The sequence below is a fragment of the Massilia sp. LjRoot122 genome (assembly GCF_964252725.1).
GTDB lineage: Bacteria > Pseudomonadota > Gammaproteobacteria > Burkholderiales > Burkholderiaceae_D > Telluria.
Map to the genome: position 1 here is coordinate 1,939,085 of NZ_CAXUPB020000001.1, position 13,700 is coordinate 1,952,784.

Annotated in this window: 11 protein-coding genes and 1 tRNA gene; 3 read left to right on the forward strand and 9 right to left on the reverse strand. The window is 68.7% G+C overall.

From position 1 onward, the window contains the following. Positions 1-3 precede the first annotated feature (3 nt). From earP to ACSQ25_RS08610, 3 genes are all read left to right on the forward strand, one after another. Entirely contained in the window at positions 4-1,188 is a 1,185-nt protein-coding gene (gene earP, locus ACSQ25_RS08600) for an elongation factor P maturation arginine rhamnosyltransferase EarP (RefSeq protein WP_436105281.1), read from the forward strand. A gap of 111 nt (positions 1,189-1,299) precedes the next feature. After that, positions 1,300-1,875, forward strand: a complete 576-nt coding sequence (locus tag ACSQ25_RS08605; RefSeq protein ID WP_027863741.1) for an elongation factor P — start codon at positions 1,300-1,302, stop codon at positions 1,873-1,875. 99 nt (positions 1,876-1,974) lie between these two features. Next, positions 1,975-3,573 carry an amidase gene (locus ACSQ25_RS08610; RefSeq protein ID WP_436105282.1) on the forward strand — a complete coding sequence of 533 codons (1,599 nt, stop codon included), beginning with the start codon at positions 1,975-1,977 and terminating at the stop codon, positions 3,571-3,573. A 9-nt stretch (positions 3,574-3,582) separates the two neighbouring features. Here ACSQ25_RS08610 and ACSQ25_RS08615 read toward each other — a convergent pair whose 3' ends face one another. The 9 genes from ACSQ25_RS08615 to ACSQ25_RS08655 form a co-directional block, all read right to left on the reverse strand. Further along, a complete protein-coding gene (locus ACSQ25_RS08615) occupies positions 3,583-4,098 on the reverse strand; it encodes a TssQ family T6SS-associated lipoprotein (RefSeq protein WP_436105283.1) in 516 nt (171 codons plus the stop codon). Beyond that, positions 4,095-5,228, reverse strand: coding sequence for a hypothetical protein (locus ACSQ25_RS08620; RefSeq protein ID WP_436105284.1), 1,134 nt, complete (start codon positions 5,226-5,228; stop codon positions 4,095-4,097). Before ACSQ25_RS08620 ends, ACSQ25_RS08615 begins: the two co-directional genes overlap by 4 nt. 139 nt (positions 5,229-5,367) lie before the next feature. Then, complete coding sequence (gene dbpA, locus ACSQ25_RS08625) at positions 5,368-6,786, reverse strand: ATP-dependent RNA helicase DbpA (protein WP_436105285.1); 1,419 nt, start codon at positions 6,784-6,786, stop codon at positions 5,368-5,370. 34 nt (positions 6,787-6,820) lie between these two features. Continuing rightward, on the reverse strand, positions 6,821-7,054 hold the full coding sequence (locus ACSQ25_RS08630) for a hypothetical protein (protein ID WP_436105286.1): 234 nt from the start codon (positions 7,052-7,054) through the stop codon (positions 6,821-6,823). A gap of 75 nt (positions 7,055-7,129) precedes the next feature. Beyond that, positions 7,130-7,206: transfer RNA gene (locus tag ACSQ25_RS08635), tRNA-Met, on the reverse strand. Positions 7,207-7,255: 49 nt separating this feature from the next. Beyond that, positions 7,256-8,395: a methyltransferase gene (locus tag ACSQ25_RS08640; RefSeq protein ID WP_436105287.1), complete on the reverse strand. Its 1,140-nt coding sequence runs from the start codon at positions 8,393-8,395 to the stop codon at positions 7,256-7,258. Beyond that, entirely contained in the window at positions 8,395-8,604 is a 210-nt protein-coding gene (locus ACSQ25_RS08645; protein WP_027863734.1) for a hypothetical protein, read from the reverse strand. The genes ACSQ25_RS08640 and ACSQ25_RS08645 overlap by 1 nt, the downstream gene beginning before the upstream one ends. A 51-nt stretch (positions 8,605-8,655) precedes the next feature. Next, on the reverse strand, positions 8,656-12,417 hold the full coding sequence (locus tag ACSQ25_RS08650) for an AAA family ATPase (RefSeq protein WP_436105288.1): 3,762 nt from the start codon (positions 12,415-12,417) through the stop codon (positions 8,656-8,658). After that, positions 12,414-13,697 carry an exonuclease SbcCD subunit D C-terminal domain-containing protein gene (locus ACSQ25_RS08655; RefSeq protein WP_436105289.1) on the reverse strand — a complete coding sequence of 428 codons (1,284 nt, stop codon included), beginning with the start codon at positions 13,695-13,697 and terminating at the stop codon, positions 12,414-12,416. Before ACSQ25_RS08655 ends, ACSQ25_RS08650 begins: the two co-directional genes overlap by 4 nt. Between the last annotated feature and the right edge of the window lie 3 nt (positions 13,698-13,700).

Sequence of the window (13,700 nt, forward strand, 5' to 3'; positions counted from 1 at the left end):
GACATGCCATCCAATCCAGTACTGACCCTCGCAATTTTCTGCAAAGTCGTCGATAACTACGGCGACATCGGCATCTGCTGGCGCCTGGCGCGCCAGCTGTGGAACGAACACGGCGTGCAGGTCACGCTGTGGGTCGACGACCTGGGCAGCTTCCGCCGCATCTGTCCCGCGGTCGACCCCGCCGCCGATGCACAACAGGTCGAAGGCGTGCAGGTGCGCCACTGGCGCGACCAGGAGGGCAGCTTCACGCCCGAAGACCTCTCCGACATCGTCATCGAATTCTTCGCGGTCGATCCGCCGCCCGGCTATGTCGCGGCCATGGCCCAGCGCACGCCGCGTCCGGTGTGGTTCAACCTCGAAGGCTTGACGGCGGAAGAGTGGGTCGAAGGCTGCCACCGGCTGCCATCCATGCATCCGCGCCTGAAACTGACCAAGCACTTCTTCTTCCCCGGCTTCACGGCCCGCACCGGCGGCCTGCTGCACGAGGCCGGCCTGGACGAGCAGCGCCTGGCCTTCCAGGCCGACCGCGCGGCCATGGCCGGCTTCCTGGCCCGTTTCGGCGTGGGCGCGGACGAGATGGATGCGCTGAAGGTATCGCTGTTCTGTTATCCGCATGCGCCGGTTGCCGCGCTGTTGCGTGCGTGGTCGGAAGGCGGCCGGCCGGTGAGCTGCCTGGTGCCGGAGGGCGTGGCGGCGGAAGCAATCGGCGCCTTCCTCGGAACCGAAGCGCGCGCGGGCGCCAGTGCCATCCGGGGCGCGCTCACCGTGCACGTGCTGCCCTTCGTGCCGCAGCCGGATTACGACCGCCTGCTGTGGGCCTGTGATCTGAACTTCGTGCGCGGCGAGGATTCCTTCGTGCGCGCGCAATGGGCGGGCCGGCCTTTCGTCTGGCACATTTATCCGCAAGAAGAGAATCTGCACCACAAGAAATTGCGTGCCTTTCTGGGCCGCTATGCACATGCGGAAAACGAGGGGCTCGCTGCGCTCAGCAGGTTTGCGCTCGGCTGGAATGGCGCGATCGACATCGACTCCTGGCCCCTGGCGTGGCAGGACTTGCAAGCCGCGCTGCCGGGCATTGTCATTCGTGCAGAAGAATGGCGCAGGGAGGTACTCGCCCATGGCGATTTGACGACGAACCTGCTCGAATTTGCCCACGCCCTGAGGCTTGCTGCTGAAAATCCGGTATAATGCGCGGTTAGTCTGTAACGAAATACACAGGATCAAACGTAGGCTTCAAGGCTCTCTTCGCTCACCGGCCACCGCTGATTTAATGCAACTTACTTTTTACGTAAAACTACTATGAAATTCGCTAAAGAAATCCGTGTTGGCAACATCATTATGGTCGAAGACAAGCCGTTCATCGTGCTGCGTTCCGACGTGAACGGTTCGAGCCGCACGGGCTTCACCTACAAGTGGAAGATGAAGAATCTTCTGACCAATGCTCCGCTGGAGAACGTGTTCCGCGGCGACGACAAGTTCGACGTGGTCGTGCTGGACAAGAAGCCGGTGACCTACTCGTACTTCGCCGACCCGCTGTACGTCTTCATGGACGAAGAGTACAACCAGTACGAAATCGAAGAAGAGAACATGGGCGACGCCATCAACTACCTGAAAGACGGTATGGAATGCGAAGCCGTGTTCTACGACGGCAAGGCGATCTCGGTCGAACTGCCGACCACCATCGCACGCCTGGTCGTGTACTCGGAGCCGGCCGTCAAGGGCAACACCTCGGGCAACGTCCTGAAGGAAGCCAAGATCGAGAACGCCATCGAAGCCAAGCAGCACACCGTGATGGTGCCGCTGTTCGTCAGCACCGACGACGTCATCGAAATCGACACCCGCACCAACGAATACAAGAAAGTCGTGCGTAACTAAGCATCGGCGCTCTTCGTCGAAAAAACGCTGCCTCCGGGCAGCGTTTTTTTTCGCCTGTACTGCTATCCTATTGCTTTCAATAAAAGCATTGGAGACAGGATGGACCGCAGGGATTTCGTACGACTGGGAGTGGCGGCAGGTGCGGTAGCGGGCGCCGTCAGCGCTGCGGGCAGCGCGCAGGCCGCGGTGCCGGACGCCGGCGGCATCCTGGATGCGGGCGTGCGCGAGCAGCAGGAGGCGATGGCCGCGGGCACGCTCACGTCGAAGGCCCTGGTGACGCGCTATTTCGCGCGCATTGCCGCCATCGACAAGGCCGGGCCGCGCCTGAACTCTGTCATTGAAACCAATCCCGACGCGCTCAAGATCGCGGCCGAGATGGACCGCGAACGCGCCGCCGGCAAGCTGCGCGGACCGCTGCACGGCATTCCGGTCCTGCTGAAAGACAATATCGCCACCGCCGACCGGATGAGCACCAGCGCCGGTTCGCTGGCCCTCGACGGCGTGCGTGCGGTCAAGGACGCCCACATCGTCACGCTGCTGCGCAATGCCGGCGCCGTCATCATCGGCAAGACCAATCTGTCCGAGTGGGCCAATATGCGCTCGACCAAGTCGGTCAGCGGCTGGAGCGGCCGCGGCGGACAGACCAAGAACCCCTACGCGCTCGACCGCAACACCAGCGGCTCCAGCTCGGGCTCGGGTGCGGCCGCTGCGGCCAGCCTGGCCACGCTCACCGTGGGCACCGAGACCGACGGCTCGATCGTCTCGCCGTCTTCTTCCTGCGGCATCGTCGGCATCAAGCCGACCCTGGGCCTGCTCAGCCGCAGCGGCATCATCCCGATCGCCCATTCGCAGGATACGGCCGGCCCGATGACGCGCAGCGTGGCCGACGCGGCGCTGATGCTGGCCGCCATGGCGGGCGCGGATGCGGACGACAAGGCGACTGCCGACAGCAAGCGCTTCATGGGAGATTACGCGGCGGCCCTGCGCACGGACGGGCTCAAGGGCAAGCGCATCGGTGTCGCGCGCAATTTCTTCGGCAGCAATGATGCGGTGGACGCCATCATCGAGAAGGAACTGGCAGTGCTGAAGGCGCAAGGGGCGATCCTGGTCGACGTGAAGCTGCCGAACGCCGACAAGTACAGCGAGAGCGAACTGCAGGTGCTGCTGTACGAGTTCGCCCCCGGGCTTGAGGCTTACCTGAAGAACTATGCGCCGCACGCGCCCATCAAGAACATGGCCGACGTGATCGCGTTCAACGAAAAGAACGCGGCGCGCGAAATGCCGTATTTCAAGCAGGAACACCTGGTCGCCGCCCAGGCCAAGCCGGGCCTGGATGCGCGCGAATACCGCGAGGCGCTGGCCAACGACCTGCGCTATGCGCGTGACGAAGGCATCGACCAGGTCATGAAGGAGCACAAACTGGATGCGCTGGTGGCGCCGACCGGCGGCCCGGCCTGGCTCACCGACTACATCAACGGCGACCATTACGGCGGCAGCTTCTCGACCCCGGCGGCGGTGGCGGGCTATCCGCACATCACGGTCCCGGCCGGCTTCACGCGCGGGCTGCCGGTGGGGATCTCCTTCGTGGGCGGCGCCTGGAGCGAGGCCGCCCTGATCGGCATGGCCTACGCCTACGAACAGGCCTCGAAGCGCCGTCGCCCGCCGATGTACCCGGCGAGCATCAACGTCAAGCTGTAAGGCCAGGCATCAGCGTCCGGCGCCCTGCTTGGCCTTGGCGAACTGCGGCCCCCACAGCGGGTGGCCCTGTTCGCCGGGCGCCAGGTCGAACGCGGGATCGAGGCGCAGCGCGCGTTCGAAGGCCTGGCGGCAGGGAACCGGCCGGTTGGTGACGCAATAGCTGAAGGCCGAGTACTTGAGCGCGCTGACGCGGTTGCGCACCGAGCCGCCGTTCATGTCGCCGGAATTCAGGCGCTTGATCGCGCCGTTGAAGTCGCCGTCGTTGTACAGGGCGATGCCTTCGCGCAGGGCGATGTCGTCGCGGTCGGACGCGGGACGCTCGGGGCGCGGGGCGGGGCGCTCGTTGCGTTCTGCCCGTTCGACACGGGGGCGCGAGCGTTCCTCGCTGCGCCCCTGGGCGCGCGGCGGCTCGTTCTTGCCCAGGATCGAATTCAGCTGAGAATTCAGCCCGGCGCAGCCGCCGAGCAGCAGCACGGCGCCGAGCAGGCTGGCGCGCAGGAAGGATGGCGGCACTGCGGGAATCACTCGACCTCCTCTTCAGTAAAATCCAGTTCGATCACCGAGGTGGCGCCCTTGACGGCGTTCACGATCACGGTGTGCTCGGGGAAGTTCGGGTTGACGATGCGGATCGTATGCTGGCCCGGCGCCAGGACCAGGCGCTTGAGCGGCGGGCTGGCGCCGCGGTCGACGCCGTCGACCTGCACCATGCCCCAGGGTTTGATCATGAGCTTGTAGCTGGCGCCGGCCGCGGCGGACACTGGACGGTTCGCCAGGACCTGGCCGCTTGCCGGTGGGGCGACGACGCTTCCCGGCGGCAGGGCGGCGGGTGCTGCGACCGGCGGCGTGACGTGCTGCGCCTCGGGCGGCACGGCCGCCAGTGCGGACGGATCGGCCGATCCGCTCACGCTTTCCGGCGCGGCAGGCGCGGGTGTTGCGGGCGCTTGTTCGGCCGGGGGATCGCCCGGCAAGGCCAGCGTCACCGTATCGCGCGAATCGGCCTGGTGCAGCAGCGCGAACAGGGCGCCGAGCGCGGCCAGCAGCACGGTGGCCGCGGCCAGCAGCATGAGCCAGCGCTGCAGGCGTCCTTTTTCGGTCACGGGAGCCGGATCATCGAGGAAGGAGGCTACCGGAGGCGGGGGCGGCGGTGCGGACAGCGGCTGCGCCGGGACGGCCGGGCCGAGCGGCACGATGCCGAGCAGGTTGCGCAGTTGTTCGATGCTGCGGGGGCGCTGCTGCGGGTCGGGCGACAGGCAGCGGTCGACCGCGGTGATGAAGGTCTCGCTGTAATCGTCGCCGCTGCCCGGTGTGCCCGATACGCGTCCCTGCAGCGGAGCCTCCGGCGGATATTCCCTGGTGATCGCGTAATGGACGACCGCGGCCAGGTCATGCATGTCGCCGGCTTCCGACCATTCGGTGCCGACTTCCTGCGAGGGCAGGAGCATGGGATCGCCCGAGTCGAGCACCAGCACCGTGTCCGGGCTGATGGGGCGGTGCGGCATCTGCATCGCATATTGCAGTTCGAGCGACTGCAGGATCTGGCGGAAGATTCGCCGGCACCAGACCTCGTTGACGAGTTCCTGATTGAACTCGACCACTTCACGCACGGTCCGGCCGTCGGTCTGCTGTTGCTGGGATACGGGTGTGCTGGTCATCATGGCATCGAGCCGCGCCACGACACCCGGAAAAGATGTCCAGAATGTGTCCCAGCGCGGTATTTGTATTTTGACAAATAATGCCAGATTTGCCGCGCCGGTGGCGCTGCTGAGCGAACCGTGCGCGGCTGTTACAACTCAGTTACAAATCCTGGACCTCGAGGAAGCGCATCTTGAAGTAGCGTCCCTTGATGGCGCCGAACTCCGGCCCCGGCGCCTGGCGGTCGTGCAGTTTCGCCACGGCGGCGTGGGCGGCGTGACGGTCGAGTGCCACGTAGCTGGCGAATTCGCCGACGTTGATCTTGCCGACCTGGTCCTTGGCCAGGCCGGCGTCGCCGGTCAGGGCGCCGAGGATGTCGCCCGGGCGCAGCTTGGCTTTCTTGCCGCCCGCGATGTGCAGGGTCAGCATCGGCGCCGGCGCGGCCGCTTCCAGGTGTTCGCCCAATTCATCGAGCGGGTGCCATTCGGCCGGCGCGTCCTGGTATTCCTCGATCAGGCGCACCCATTTCTTTTCGTTCGGCGCGGCCAGGGTCAGGGCCAGGCCGCTTTCACCGGCGCGGCCGGTGCGGCCGATGCGGTGCACGTGCACTTCCGGATCCTTCGATACGTCGGCATTGATCACGGTGTCGAGGTTGGCGATGTCGAGGCCGCGTGCGGCGACGTCGGTGGCCACCAGTACCGAGCAGCTGCGGTTGGAGAACAGCACCAGGATCTCGTCGCGCTCCCACTGTTCCAGCTCGCCGTACAGGGCCAGCGCCGAGAAGCCCTGCGAGCGCAGGTGTTCGGCCAGCTCGCGGCAATGGGCCTTGGTGTTGCAGAAGGCGAGGGTGGAGACCGGCTGGTAATGCTTGAGCAGGCGCGCGACCGCTTCGTCGCGGCCCTCGAAGCCGATCTCGAAGAAGCGCTGCTCGATCTTCTCGGCGCTGTGCTGGCTCTCGACCGCCACTTCGAGCGGATCGCGCAGGAAGCCGGCGGTGGCGAAGCGGATGTCGTCCGGGTAGGTAGCCGAGAACAGCAGGGTCTGGCGGCGTTCCGGGCAGGCGCTCACGATGCCGGCGATCTCGTCGTAGAAGCCCATGTCGGTCATGCGGTCGGCTTCGTCCAGCACCAGGGTCTGCACCTTCGACAGGTCGAGGGTGTGGCGGCCGAGGTGGTCGCGGATGCGGCCCGGGGTCCCGACCACGATGTGGGCGCCGTGCTCGAGCGAAGCGATCTGCGGGCGCATCGCCACGCCGCCGGTGAGGGTCAGGATCTTGACGTTGCCGACGCCGCGCGCGAGGCGCCGCAGTTCGTTCGCCACCTGGTCGGCCAGTTCGCGCGTCGGACACAGTACCAGGCCCTGCACCGCGAACCAGGCGGGATTGAGCTTGTGCAGGACGCCGATGCCGAAGGCGGCGGTCTTGCCGCTGCCGGTCTTGGCCTGGGCGATCAGGTCGCGTCCTTCCAGCACTGCCGGCAGGGATTCCGCCTGGATCGGCGTCATCCCGTGATAGCCCAGGGTGGCGAGGTTGGCGAGGAAGCGCGGTGCCAGCGGCAGCGAAGTGAAGGGTTGCGTGTTCATGGTAGTCCAGCCAAAAGGGTTGGCCCGAGGCGAACTACGCTGAGGCCGGCGCCCAGACCGGCAGGCCGGTCAGGTCGAGCTTGTCGTCGCGGCGCCAGACAGGCAGGCCGGACGTATCGGTTTCTTCGAGCAACTCGAGTTGCTCCTGTTTCAGGGAGACGCGGCGCGCCCGCGGGGCGGCGCGCTTCGGTTCGACAACGGGGTCAAGCGGTGCGGCGGGTTCGAAGCCCGGCAGGTCGATTGTCGCGTTGTCTTTCTTGTCTCTCATCAGCTTATAGTGCGCTGCTTTTGCTGCCACAGAAAACAAAAGCCCGGCTGCAAGAGTCGGGCTTTTGTCGGTATTTGGTTGCGGGGACAGGATTTGAACCTGTGACCTTCGGGTTATGAGCCCGACGAGCTGCCAGACTGCTCCACCCCGCGTCTGAGAAAAAGATTATAGCGCGGATCAACAGCCGGCGCAATCAAACAATTACGCCGCGCGCAAACGCCACAGCGAGGTCACTTCTTTCGTGCGCGCCGCATGCAGGGGATCGTCCGGGTCGCTCGCCTTGCCGTGGGTCGGGCGCACGTCGTGGCGGGCCACGAGCTCGAGTCCGGCATCGGCAATCCAGCCGAGCAGCTGCTCGCGCGGGCGCAGGCCGAGGTGCTCGGCCAGGTCCGACAGGATCAGCCAACCTTCGCCGCCCGGCTCCAGGTGGGCCGCCAGCCCGCCGAGGAAACCCCTGAGCATGCGGCTGTCGGGATCGTAGATCGCATATTCGATGGCCGAGCTGGGCTTGCCGGGCAGCCAGGGCGGGTTGCAGACGACCAAGGGCGCGCGCCCTTCGGGGAACAGGTCGGCTTGCACGATCTCGACCTGGGCGTCGAGGCCGAGGCGGGCGATGTTTTCGCGTGCACAGCCGAGGGCGCGGGCATCCATGTCGGTGGCGAGCACCTGCATGATGCCGCGCCTGGCCAGCACCGCCGACAGCACGCCGGTACCGGCGCCGATGTCGAAGGCGCGTTTGGCGCCCTTGGGCAGGGGCGCCTGCGCCACCAGCTCGACGTATTCGCCGCGCACCGGCGAGAACACCCCGTACCAGGGGTGGATGTTGGCGTCGAGCGCGGGAATGCGCACGCCCTTGCGGCGCCATTCGTGGGCGCCGATCACGCCCAGCAGCTCGCGCAGCGAGGCGACGTAGGGGGCGTCCACCGGCCCGTAGGCTTCCAGGCAGGCCTCATGCACGTCCGGCGCGCGGCGCAGCGGAATCGTGTGGCCGGCCTCGAAGGGAATCAGGAGCATGGCCAGGGTGCGGGCGCGCTGCAGCTGCTGCAGGCGGTGGCGGTGGAACAGCTCGGTCGGCGTGGCCGGGGCTTTCTGGGCCTTGGCGCGGCGCGCGCGATCGCTCTTGTGTTCGACGCGGCGCACCAGCGCGTTGAGCAGCTGGCGCGCGTTCTGGAAGTCGCCGCGCCAGAGCAGGGCGGTGCCTTCCAGCGCCAGCCGGTATGCGGTGTCGGCGTTCATGGTGTCGTCGGCGACGACCACCTTCTTCGGCGCCGGCCAGCCGCTTTCCGAGCGCCACTGTGCGCTACGCTCGGCGCCGCCCTCGAGCCACGTGATGTCGCTCATCAGTGGTGATGGTGCCAGTTGCCGTCGGCCGATTCCAGGTAGGACTTGACCGCGTCCGGGCTGCCGGTGGCGTGACGCTTGGGCTCGCCGCATTCGCAGACGCCCAGGTAAGGCTGGATATGCGAGCAGGCCGAGACCTTCTGCAGGGTGACCTTGACCGGTTTGGCGCACTTGGCGCATTTGAAAGTGAGGAAGCGGGCAGGTTTCATATCGGTATGCTGTTGGTTCTCGGGAAGAGCGGCATTCTACACCCGCCTCGTTTACTCGACCACGACCGCGCTGCTGCCGCCGCCCGCCGGGCGCACCAGCACCTTGGTGGCGATGCGTTCGGTCATTTCCTGCACGTGCGAGATCACGCCCACCTTGCGGCCGAGCGATTGCAGCGCGTCGAGGGCATCCATGGCCACGCCCAGGGTCTCGGTGTCCAGGCTGCCGAAGCCCTCGTCGATGAACAGCGATTCCACCCGCACCCGGTTCGAGGACAGCGAGGCCAGGCCGAGCGCCAGCGCCAGCGACACCAGGAAGGATTCGCCGCCGGACAGGGAATTGACCGAACGTACTTCGCCGCCCATGTCCTGGTCGCGCACCATCAGCGCCAGCGAAGGCGCGCCGTTGTGGCTGACGCGTTCCAGGCGGTAGCGCCGCGCCAGCTGCCCGAGGTGGGCATTGGCGTAGCCGAGCAGCACGTCGAGCGTGAACTGCTGGGCGTAGTTGCGGAATTTCTTGCCGTCGCTGGAACCGATCAGCTCGGACAGCTTGCCCCAGCGCTGCTCTTCGGCCTGCTGGCGTTCGACCTCGGCCAGCACCGCCTGCGCCTGCACGCGCCGGGTGTCGTCCTGGGCGGCGCGCATGCGCAGCTCGGTGGCCAGGTCGTGGGCGCTACGGCGCTCGGCCGTGAGGGCCTCGACCGCAGCCGCCACCGTTTCGGCGCTCAGGCCGCTTTCCGGCCTGCCTTCGCCGTGGACGGCATGCTGGGCCCGGCGCTCCGCCAGCACGGCGGCGGCATTGGTCAGCTGGACGTCGAGCGCGCCCAGCGCCGTGCGTTCCTGGGCCAGCCAGGTGCCGCCGACCGCCAGCAGGCGGCCGAGTTCGACCGTGTCCTCGACCGGATCGAGGCCTTTGACGAAGGCCGACTTGCGATAGTCTTCCAGCCAGTCGGCCAGGACCGACGCGGCTTTCGCACCGTCGCTGTCGAGCTTGGCGATGCGTTCGGTGAGCTGGGCCAGTGCGCTGCGGGCGCTGGCTTCGCGCTGCGCCGTCTCGGCGGCGATCGCCTGGCGCGCAGACAGGTGATTGCGCGCGGCGCCCACCGCGGCCTGCAGTTCCTGCTCCACCTCCAGCACCGGACGGCCGTTCCACAGGGCGAGGCGCTGGGCGCGTTTGTCCGTCAGTTCGGTATCGATGCGCTTGAACTCGGCGGCGACCCCGGCGCCGTGACGGTCGGCCTGGGCGATGCGCTCGAGGACGCCGGCGAGCTCGGCTTCCAGCGTGGCGGCAGCGGCGCTGCTGCGCGTCTGCAGGGACGTCTGTTCCTGCCATTGCGCGGCCTCCTGGGCGCGCGCCGCGCGCCAGGCAGCCGGTTCGCGCCGCCAGGCCTCCTGCCAGCCGTCGCCGCAGGCACCGGCCAGCACCGGGTCGAGCTCGGCCAGCAGTGCCGCCAGCTGGGCGGCGACGGATTGCTGCTGGACCGACGTGGCGCGCAGCTCGGTCTGCAGGCGCCCGCCGGTCTCGCGTGCGCCATCGGCTGCCTGGCGCAGGCGCGCATGCTCGAGCTGAGCCTTGTCGTACGCGGCCTGGGCGGCGTCGCGCGCCTGGGCGGCACGGCGCAGTGCGGCGGCGCGGCTGTCCAGCGCAGCCGCCGCGGCGCGCAGGCCGTCGCGGGTCTCGGCAAACCAGGCCATGCGCAGCTCGTCAGCCGGCGACTCGGCTGCCAGCGGCTGCGCGGTCCACTCCGCTTCGAGTTCGTCGAGCAGCTTGCGCAGCGTCGTGCGTTCGCGCTGCAGTCCGGCAAGGCGTTCGCTCGCCGCGCTCAACGTGGCGGCCTGGCTCGCCTGCACCGCTTCGTTGTCGCGTACCCGCGCGCGGCAGTCGCCGACTTCGCTGCGCAGGTTTGCCAGCATGCTGTGAAGCATGTCTTCGCGGCCGTGGTCACGGTAGGGATGCTGCTCGGAACCGCAGACCGGGCAGGGCGCGTCCTCATGCAGGGTGGCGCGCAATTCTTCCACGCTGGCGGCGCAGGCCAGTTCGGCCACGGCCAGCGATTTCTCGGCCTGCTGCATGGCCGCCGTGAGGGCGGGCGCTGCTGCGCGTGCTTCTTCGAGCAGGCGGCTGGCGCCGGCGCGGGCCGTGTCGACGCGGTCGAGTTCGCTTGCCGTGTCGCTGAATTCCTGGCGTGTGCTGACCAGCGCGGTCCAGGCTTTTTCCGCGGCGGCCAGGCGCTCGCGGCGCGCGTCCAGCGCCTGGCGCTCCTGGTCCAGTGCCTGCGGATCGGCGGCCTCGAGGCTGGCCATGGCCTCGCGCCGCGCGGTGTCGAGCGCAGCGAGGCGGGCGCCGGCATCGTTCAGGGCCAGCATGGCGGCCTGTTCGTGCGCGGCGGCTTCCTGGGCCTGGCGGCTCACCGATGCCAGGGTGGAGGCAGCTGCGGCCTCGGCCGCTACCGACTGCGCGGCCTGGGCCAGCAGCTGGTCCCAGCGCTGCCACTGTGCCGCCATCGGTTCCAGCCGGGCGTGCGCGGACAGCCAGCCGGCCGCGCGCTCGCGCTGGCCTTTGGCGGCATCGTGTTCCGCTGCTTTGCTCGCGTGCACGGCGCGCGCCTGGCGCGCTTCGTTGCGGGCCGCTTCCAGCGCGCCCGCCGCCTGGACATGCGAAGGCGCCAGTGCGGCGATGGCGGCGTCGAGCGCCTTGGCGCCGTCGAGCTGGGGCGCGGCGCCGCGCAGGGCGCCGTCGGCGGCATCGAGCGCGGCCAGGGCGGCGTCGACGTCGAGCACCGCCTGGCGGCGCGCATCGAGCGCCGTGGTGAGCGCGGCTTCGAGCCTGGCGGTGGTGTCGACCGCCGCCTTGTGCTCTTCCTGCAGGCGCAGGACTTCGGCCGCCATCGCGCGGGCCGGCTCTACGGCCTCGAGGGTGGCCAGGCGTCGGCGGCGGCCGGCAGCCTCCTGCTGCGCGGCCTCGGCCGCCGCCAGCGCATCGCGGGCCTGGGCTTCGCTGCGCTCGAGCTTGGCGGCTTCCTGGTGCCAGCGCAGCTCGCCTTCGAGGGCGGCGCGGCGCGCGTCCACGGCTTCCAGCGCCAGCTCGGCATTCACGCGCTCGGCTTCCAGTTTTTCGCGTTCTTCGGCGGGCAGCGGGGCCTGGTTGGCCAGCTTGGCCGCCAGCGCCCGGGTTCGTTCCTGCTCGGCGCGGTAGCGCTCGAAGGCGCGGCGCGAGATGTCGCTGTAGATCGTGGTGCCGGTGAGGGTTTCCAGCAGCTCGCCGCGCTCGTTCTCGTCGGTCTTCAGGAAGGCCGAGAACTCGTTCTGCGCCAGCAGCACGGCGCGCGTGAACTGTTCGAAGGAGAGGCCGATGCGCTGCACGATCTCGAGTGCCACTTCGGTCTTGGTGCCGCCCAGGGGATCGAGCTCCGGCAGGCGGTGCAGGCTCATTTTCGAGGGCTGCAGGGCGCCGCCCGGCTTGCCGTAGGCGCGCCGTACGCTCCAGCGGGCGCGGTAGCGGATGTCGTCGTTGCCGGCGAAGTCGACCTCGGCCCAGGCTTCGGCGGCGCCGCGCCGCAGCAGGGTGCGCGGGTCGAGCGCCGACACGGTATCGCCGCCGACGTCGGGCAGCTGGCTGCCGGCGCGCTTGAGCAGGCGCGGGGTGGCGTCGTACAGGGCCAGGCAGAGGGCGTCGAGCAGGGTGCTTTTGCCGGCCCCGGTCGGTCCGCTGATGGCGAACAGGCCGCTCGAGGCGAGCGGTTCGGTTTCGAAGTCGACCAGGAATTCGCCGGCCAGCGAGGCCAGGTTCTTGCCGCTGATGCGCAGGATCTTCATGCCGCGTCTCCACCCAGGGCCGTGCTGAGCTCGGCGAACGCGGCCAGCTGGTCGGGCGGGGCCTCGTCGCCGTAGCGCTGCGCCCACAGGCGGCGGAAGATGTCGTCGGGCTGGAGCTGGGCCAGCTGGTCGAGGCTCAGTGCTTCGCCGGCGCTGTCGGGGGCCGCATGGCGACGGGTCGGCTCGATCTTGGCAAGGCGTACCGGCTTGCCCTCCAGCGCCGCTTCGACGCGCGTGCGCAGGCCCGGCTCGGGGCCTTCGAGCAGCACCCGCACTTCGAGGAAAGGCTGCTGCTGCGGCGGCGCAGCGGGCAGGTCCAGCGCTTCGAGTGCCGCCAGTACTTCTTCCAGCGGGGCCGGCTGGGCCGGCACGCGCAGCAGCTGCACCGCGCGCGGCACGTGCAGCGGCGTCACCGCGCTCACCGCCGGGCCGTCGAGCTCGATGCGCAGCACCTGGTGCTGGTAGCCGACCTCGGAGAAGGACAGCGGCAGCGGACTGCCGCAGTAGCGCCGGTGCTCGTGGCCGCCGACGCGCTGGGCCAGGTGCAAGTGTCCCAATGCGACATAGGCCACGGCCGGGTCGAACATCGAGGCCGGCAGGGCCTCGGTACCGCCGATGACGATGCGGCGCTCGGAATCCTGGGACGACTGGCCGTCCACCATGTGGCAGTGCCCCATGGCGACGATGGCCTCGGTCCCCGTACAGCGCGCTTGCGCCAGCGCGAAGGCCTGCCGGTAGAGCAGGGCGGTGCCGTGCAAATACGGATCGAGCCCCGGCGCTTCAGCGCCCCCGGCCGCGGCCGCTTCGGCAACTTGTTCGGCCACTGCGCGCGGCACGTCGCCCGGGCGCAGGAAGGGCACTGCCAGGCACCATGCAGCGACTTTGCCGTCGCGTCCGCGCAGGGGCACCAGCAGGCGCTCGAGGTCGACGCCGCCGTCCGCCGTGCGCCCGACGTTGCCGACCACGATGGTGCCGTGCGCTTCCAGCAGCGGGGTGGGCGCTTCCAGCCGCCCCGGCGAATCGTGGTTGCCGGCAATGACCACCACCTGCAGATGCGGCACCCTGGCCCGGGCCTGCTGCAGGAAGCGGTACAGCTGGCGGTGGGCGGCGGCCGACGGGTTGGCGTTGTCGAAGATGTCGCCGGCGATCAGGAGCACGTCGATATCTTCCTGCACGAGCGTTTCCACGAGCCACTCGAGGAAGCAGGCGTGCTCGTAGGTCCGGTCGAAATTGTGCAGGGTCTGGCCCAGGTGCCAGTCGGAAGTATGGAGCAGCCGCATGGT

What these genes read in the sequence shown, in the direction of transcription:
- earP (WP_436105281.1), top strand. Translation starts at nt 4, where the DNA reads ATGCCATCCAATCCAGTACTGACCCTCGCAATTTTCTGCAAAGTCGTC.
- ACSQ25_RS08605 (WP_027863741.1), top strand. Translation starts at nt 1,300, where the DNA reads ATGAAATTCGCTAAAGAAATCCGTGTTGGCAACATCATTATGGTCGAA.
- ACSQ25_RS08610 (WP_436105282.1), top strand. Translation starts at nt 1,975, where the DNA reads ATGGACCGCAGGGATTTCGTACGACTGGGAGTGGCGGCAGGTGCGGTA.
- ACSQ25_RS08620 (WP_436105284.1), bottom strand. Translation starts at nt 5,228, where the DNA reads ATGATGACCAGCACACCCGTATCCCAGCAACAGCAGACCGACGGCCGG.
- dbpA (WP_436105285.1), bottom strand. Translation starts at nt 6,786, where the DNA reads ATGAACACGCAACCCTTCACTTCGCTGCCGCTGGCACCGCGCTTCCTC.
- ACSQ25_RS08630 (WP_436105286.1), bottom strand. Translation starts at nt 7,054, where the DNA reads ATGAGAGACAAGAAAGACAACGCGACAATCGACCTGCCGGGCTTCGAA.
- ACSQ25_RS08640 (WP_436105287.1), bottom strand. Translation starts at nt 8,395, where the DNA reads ATGAGCGACATCACGTGGCTCGAGGGCGGCGCCGAGCGTAGCGCACAG.
- ACSQ25_RS08645 (WP_027863734.1), bottom strand. Translation starts at nt 8,604, where the DNA reads ATGAAACCTGCCCGCTTCCTCACTTTCAAATGCGCCAAGTGCGCCAAA.
- ACSQ25_RS08650 (WP_436105288.1), bottom strand. Translation starts at nt 12,417, where the DNA reads ATGAAGATCCTGCGCATCAGCGGCAAGAACCTGGCCTCGCTGGCCGGC.
- ACSQ25_RS08655 (WP_436105289.1), bottom strand. Translation starts at nt 13,697, where the DNA reads ATGCGGCTGCTCCATACTTCCGACTGGCACCTGGGCCAGACCCTGCAC.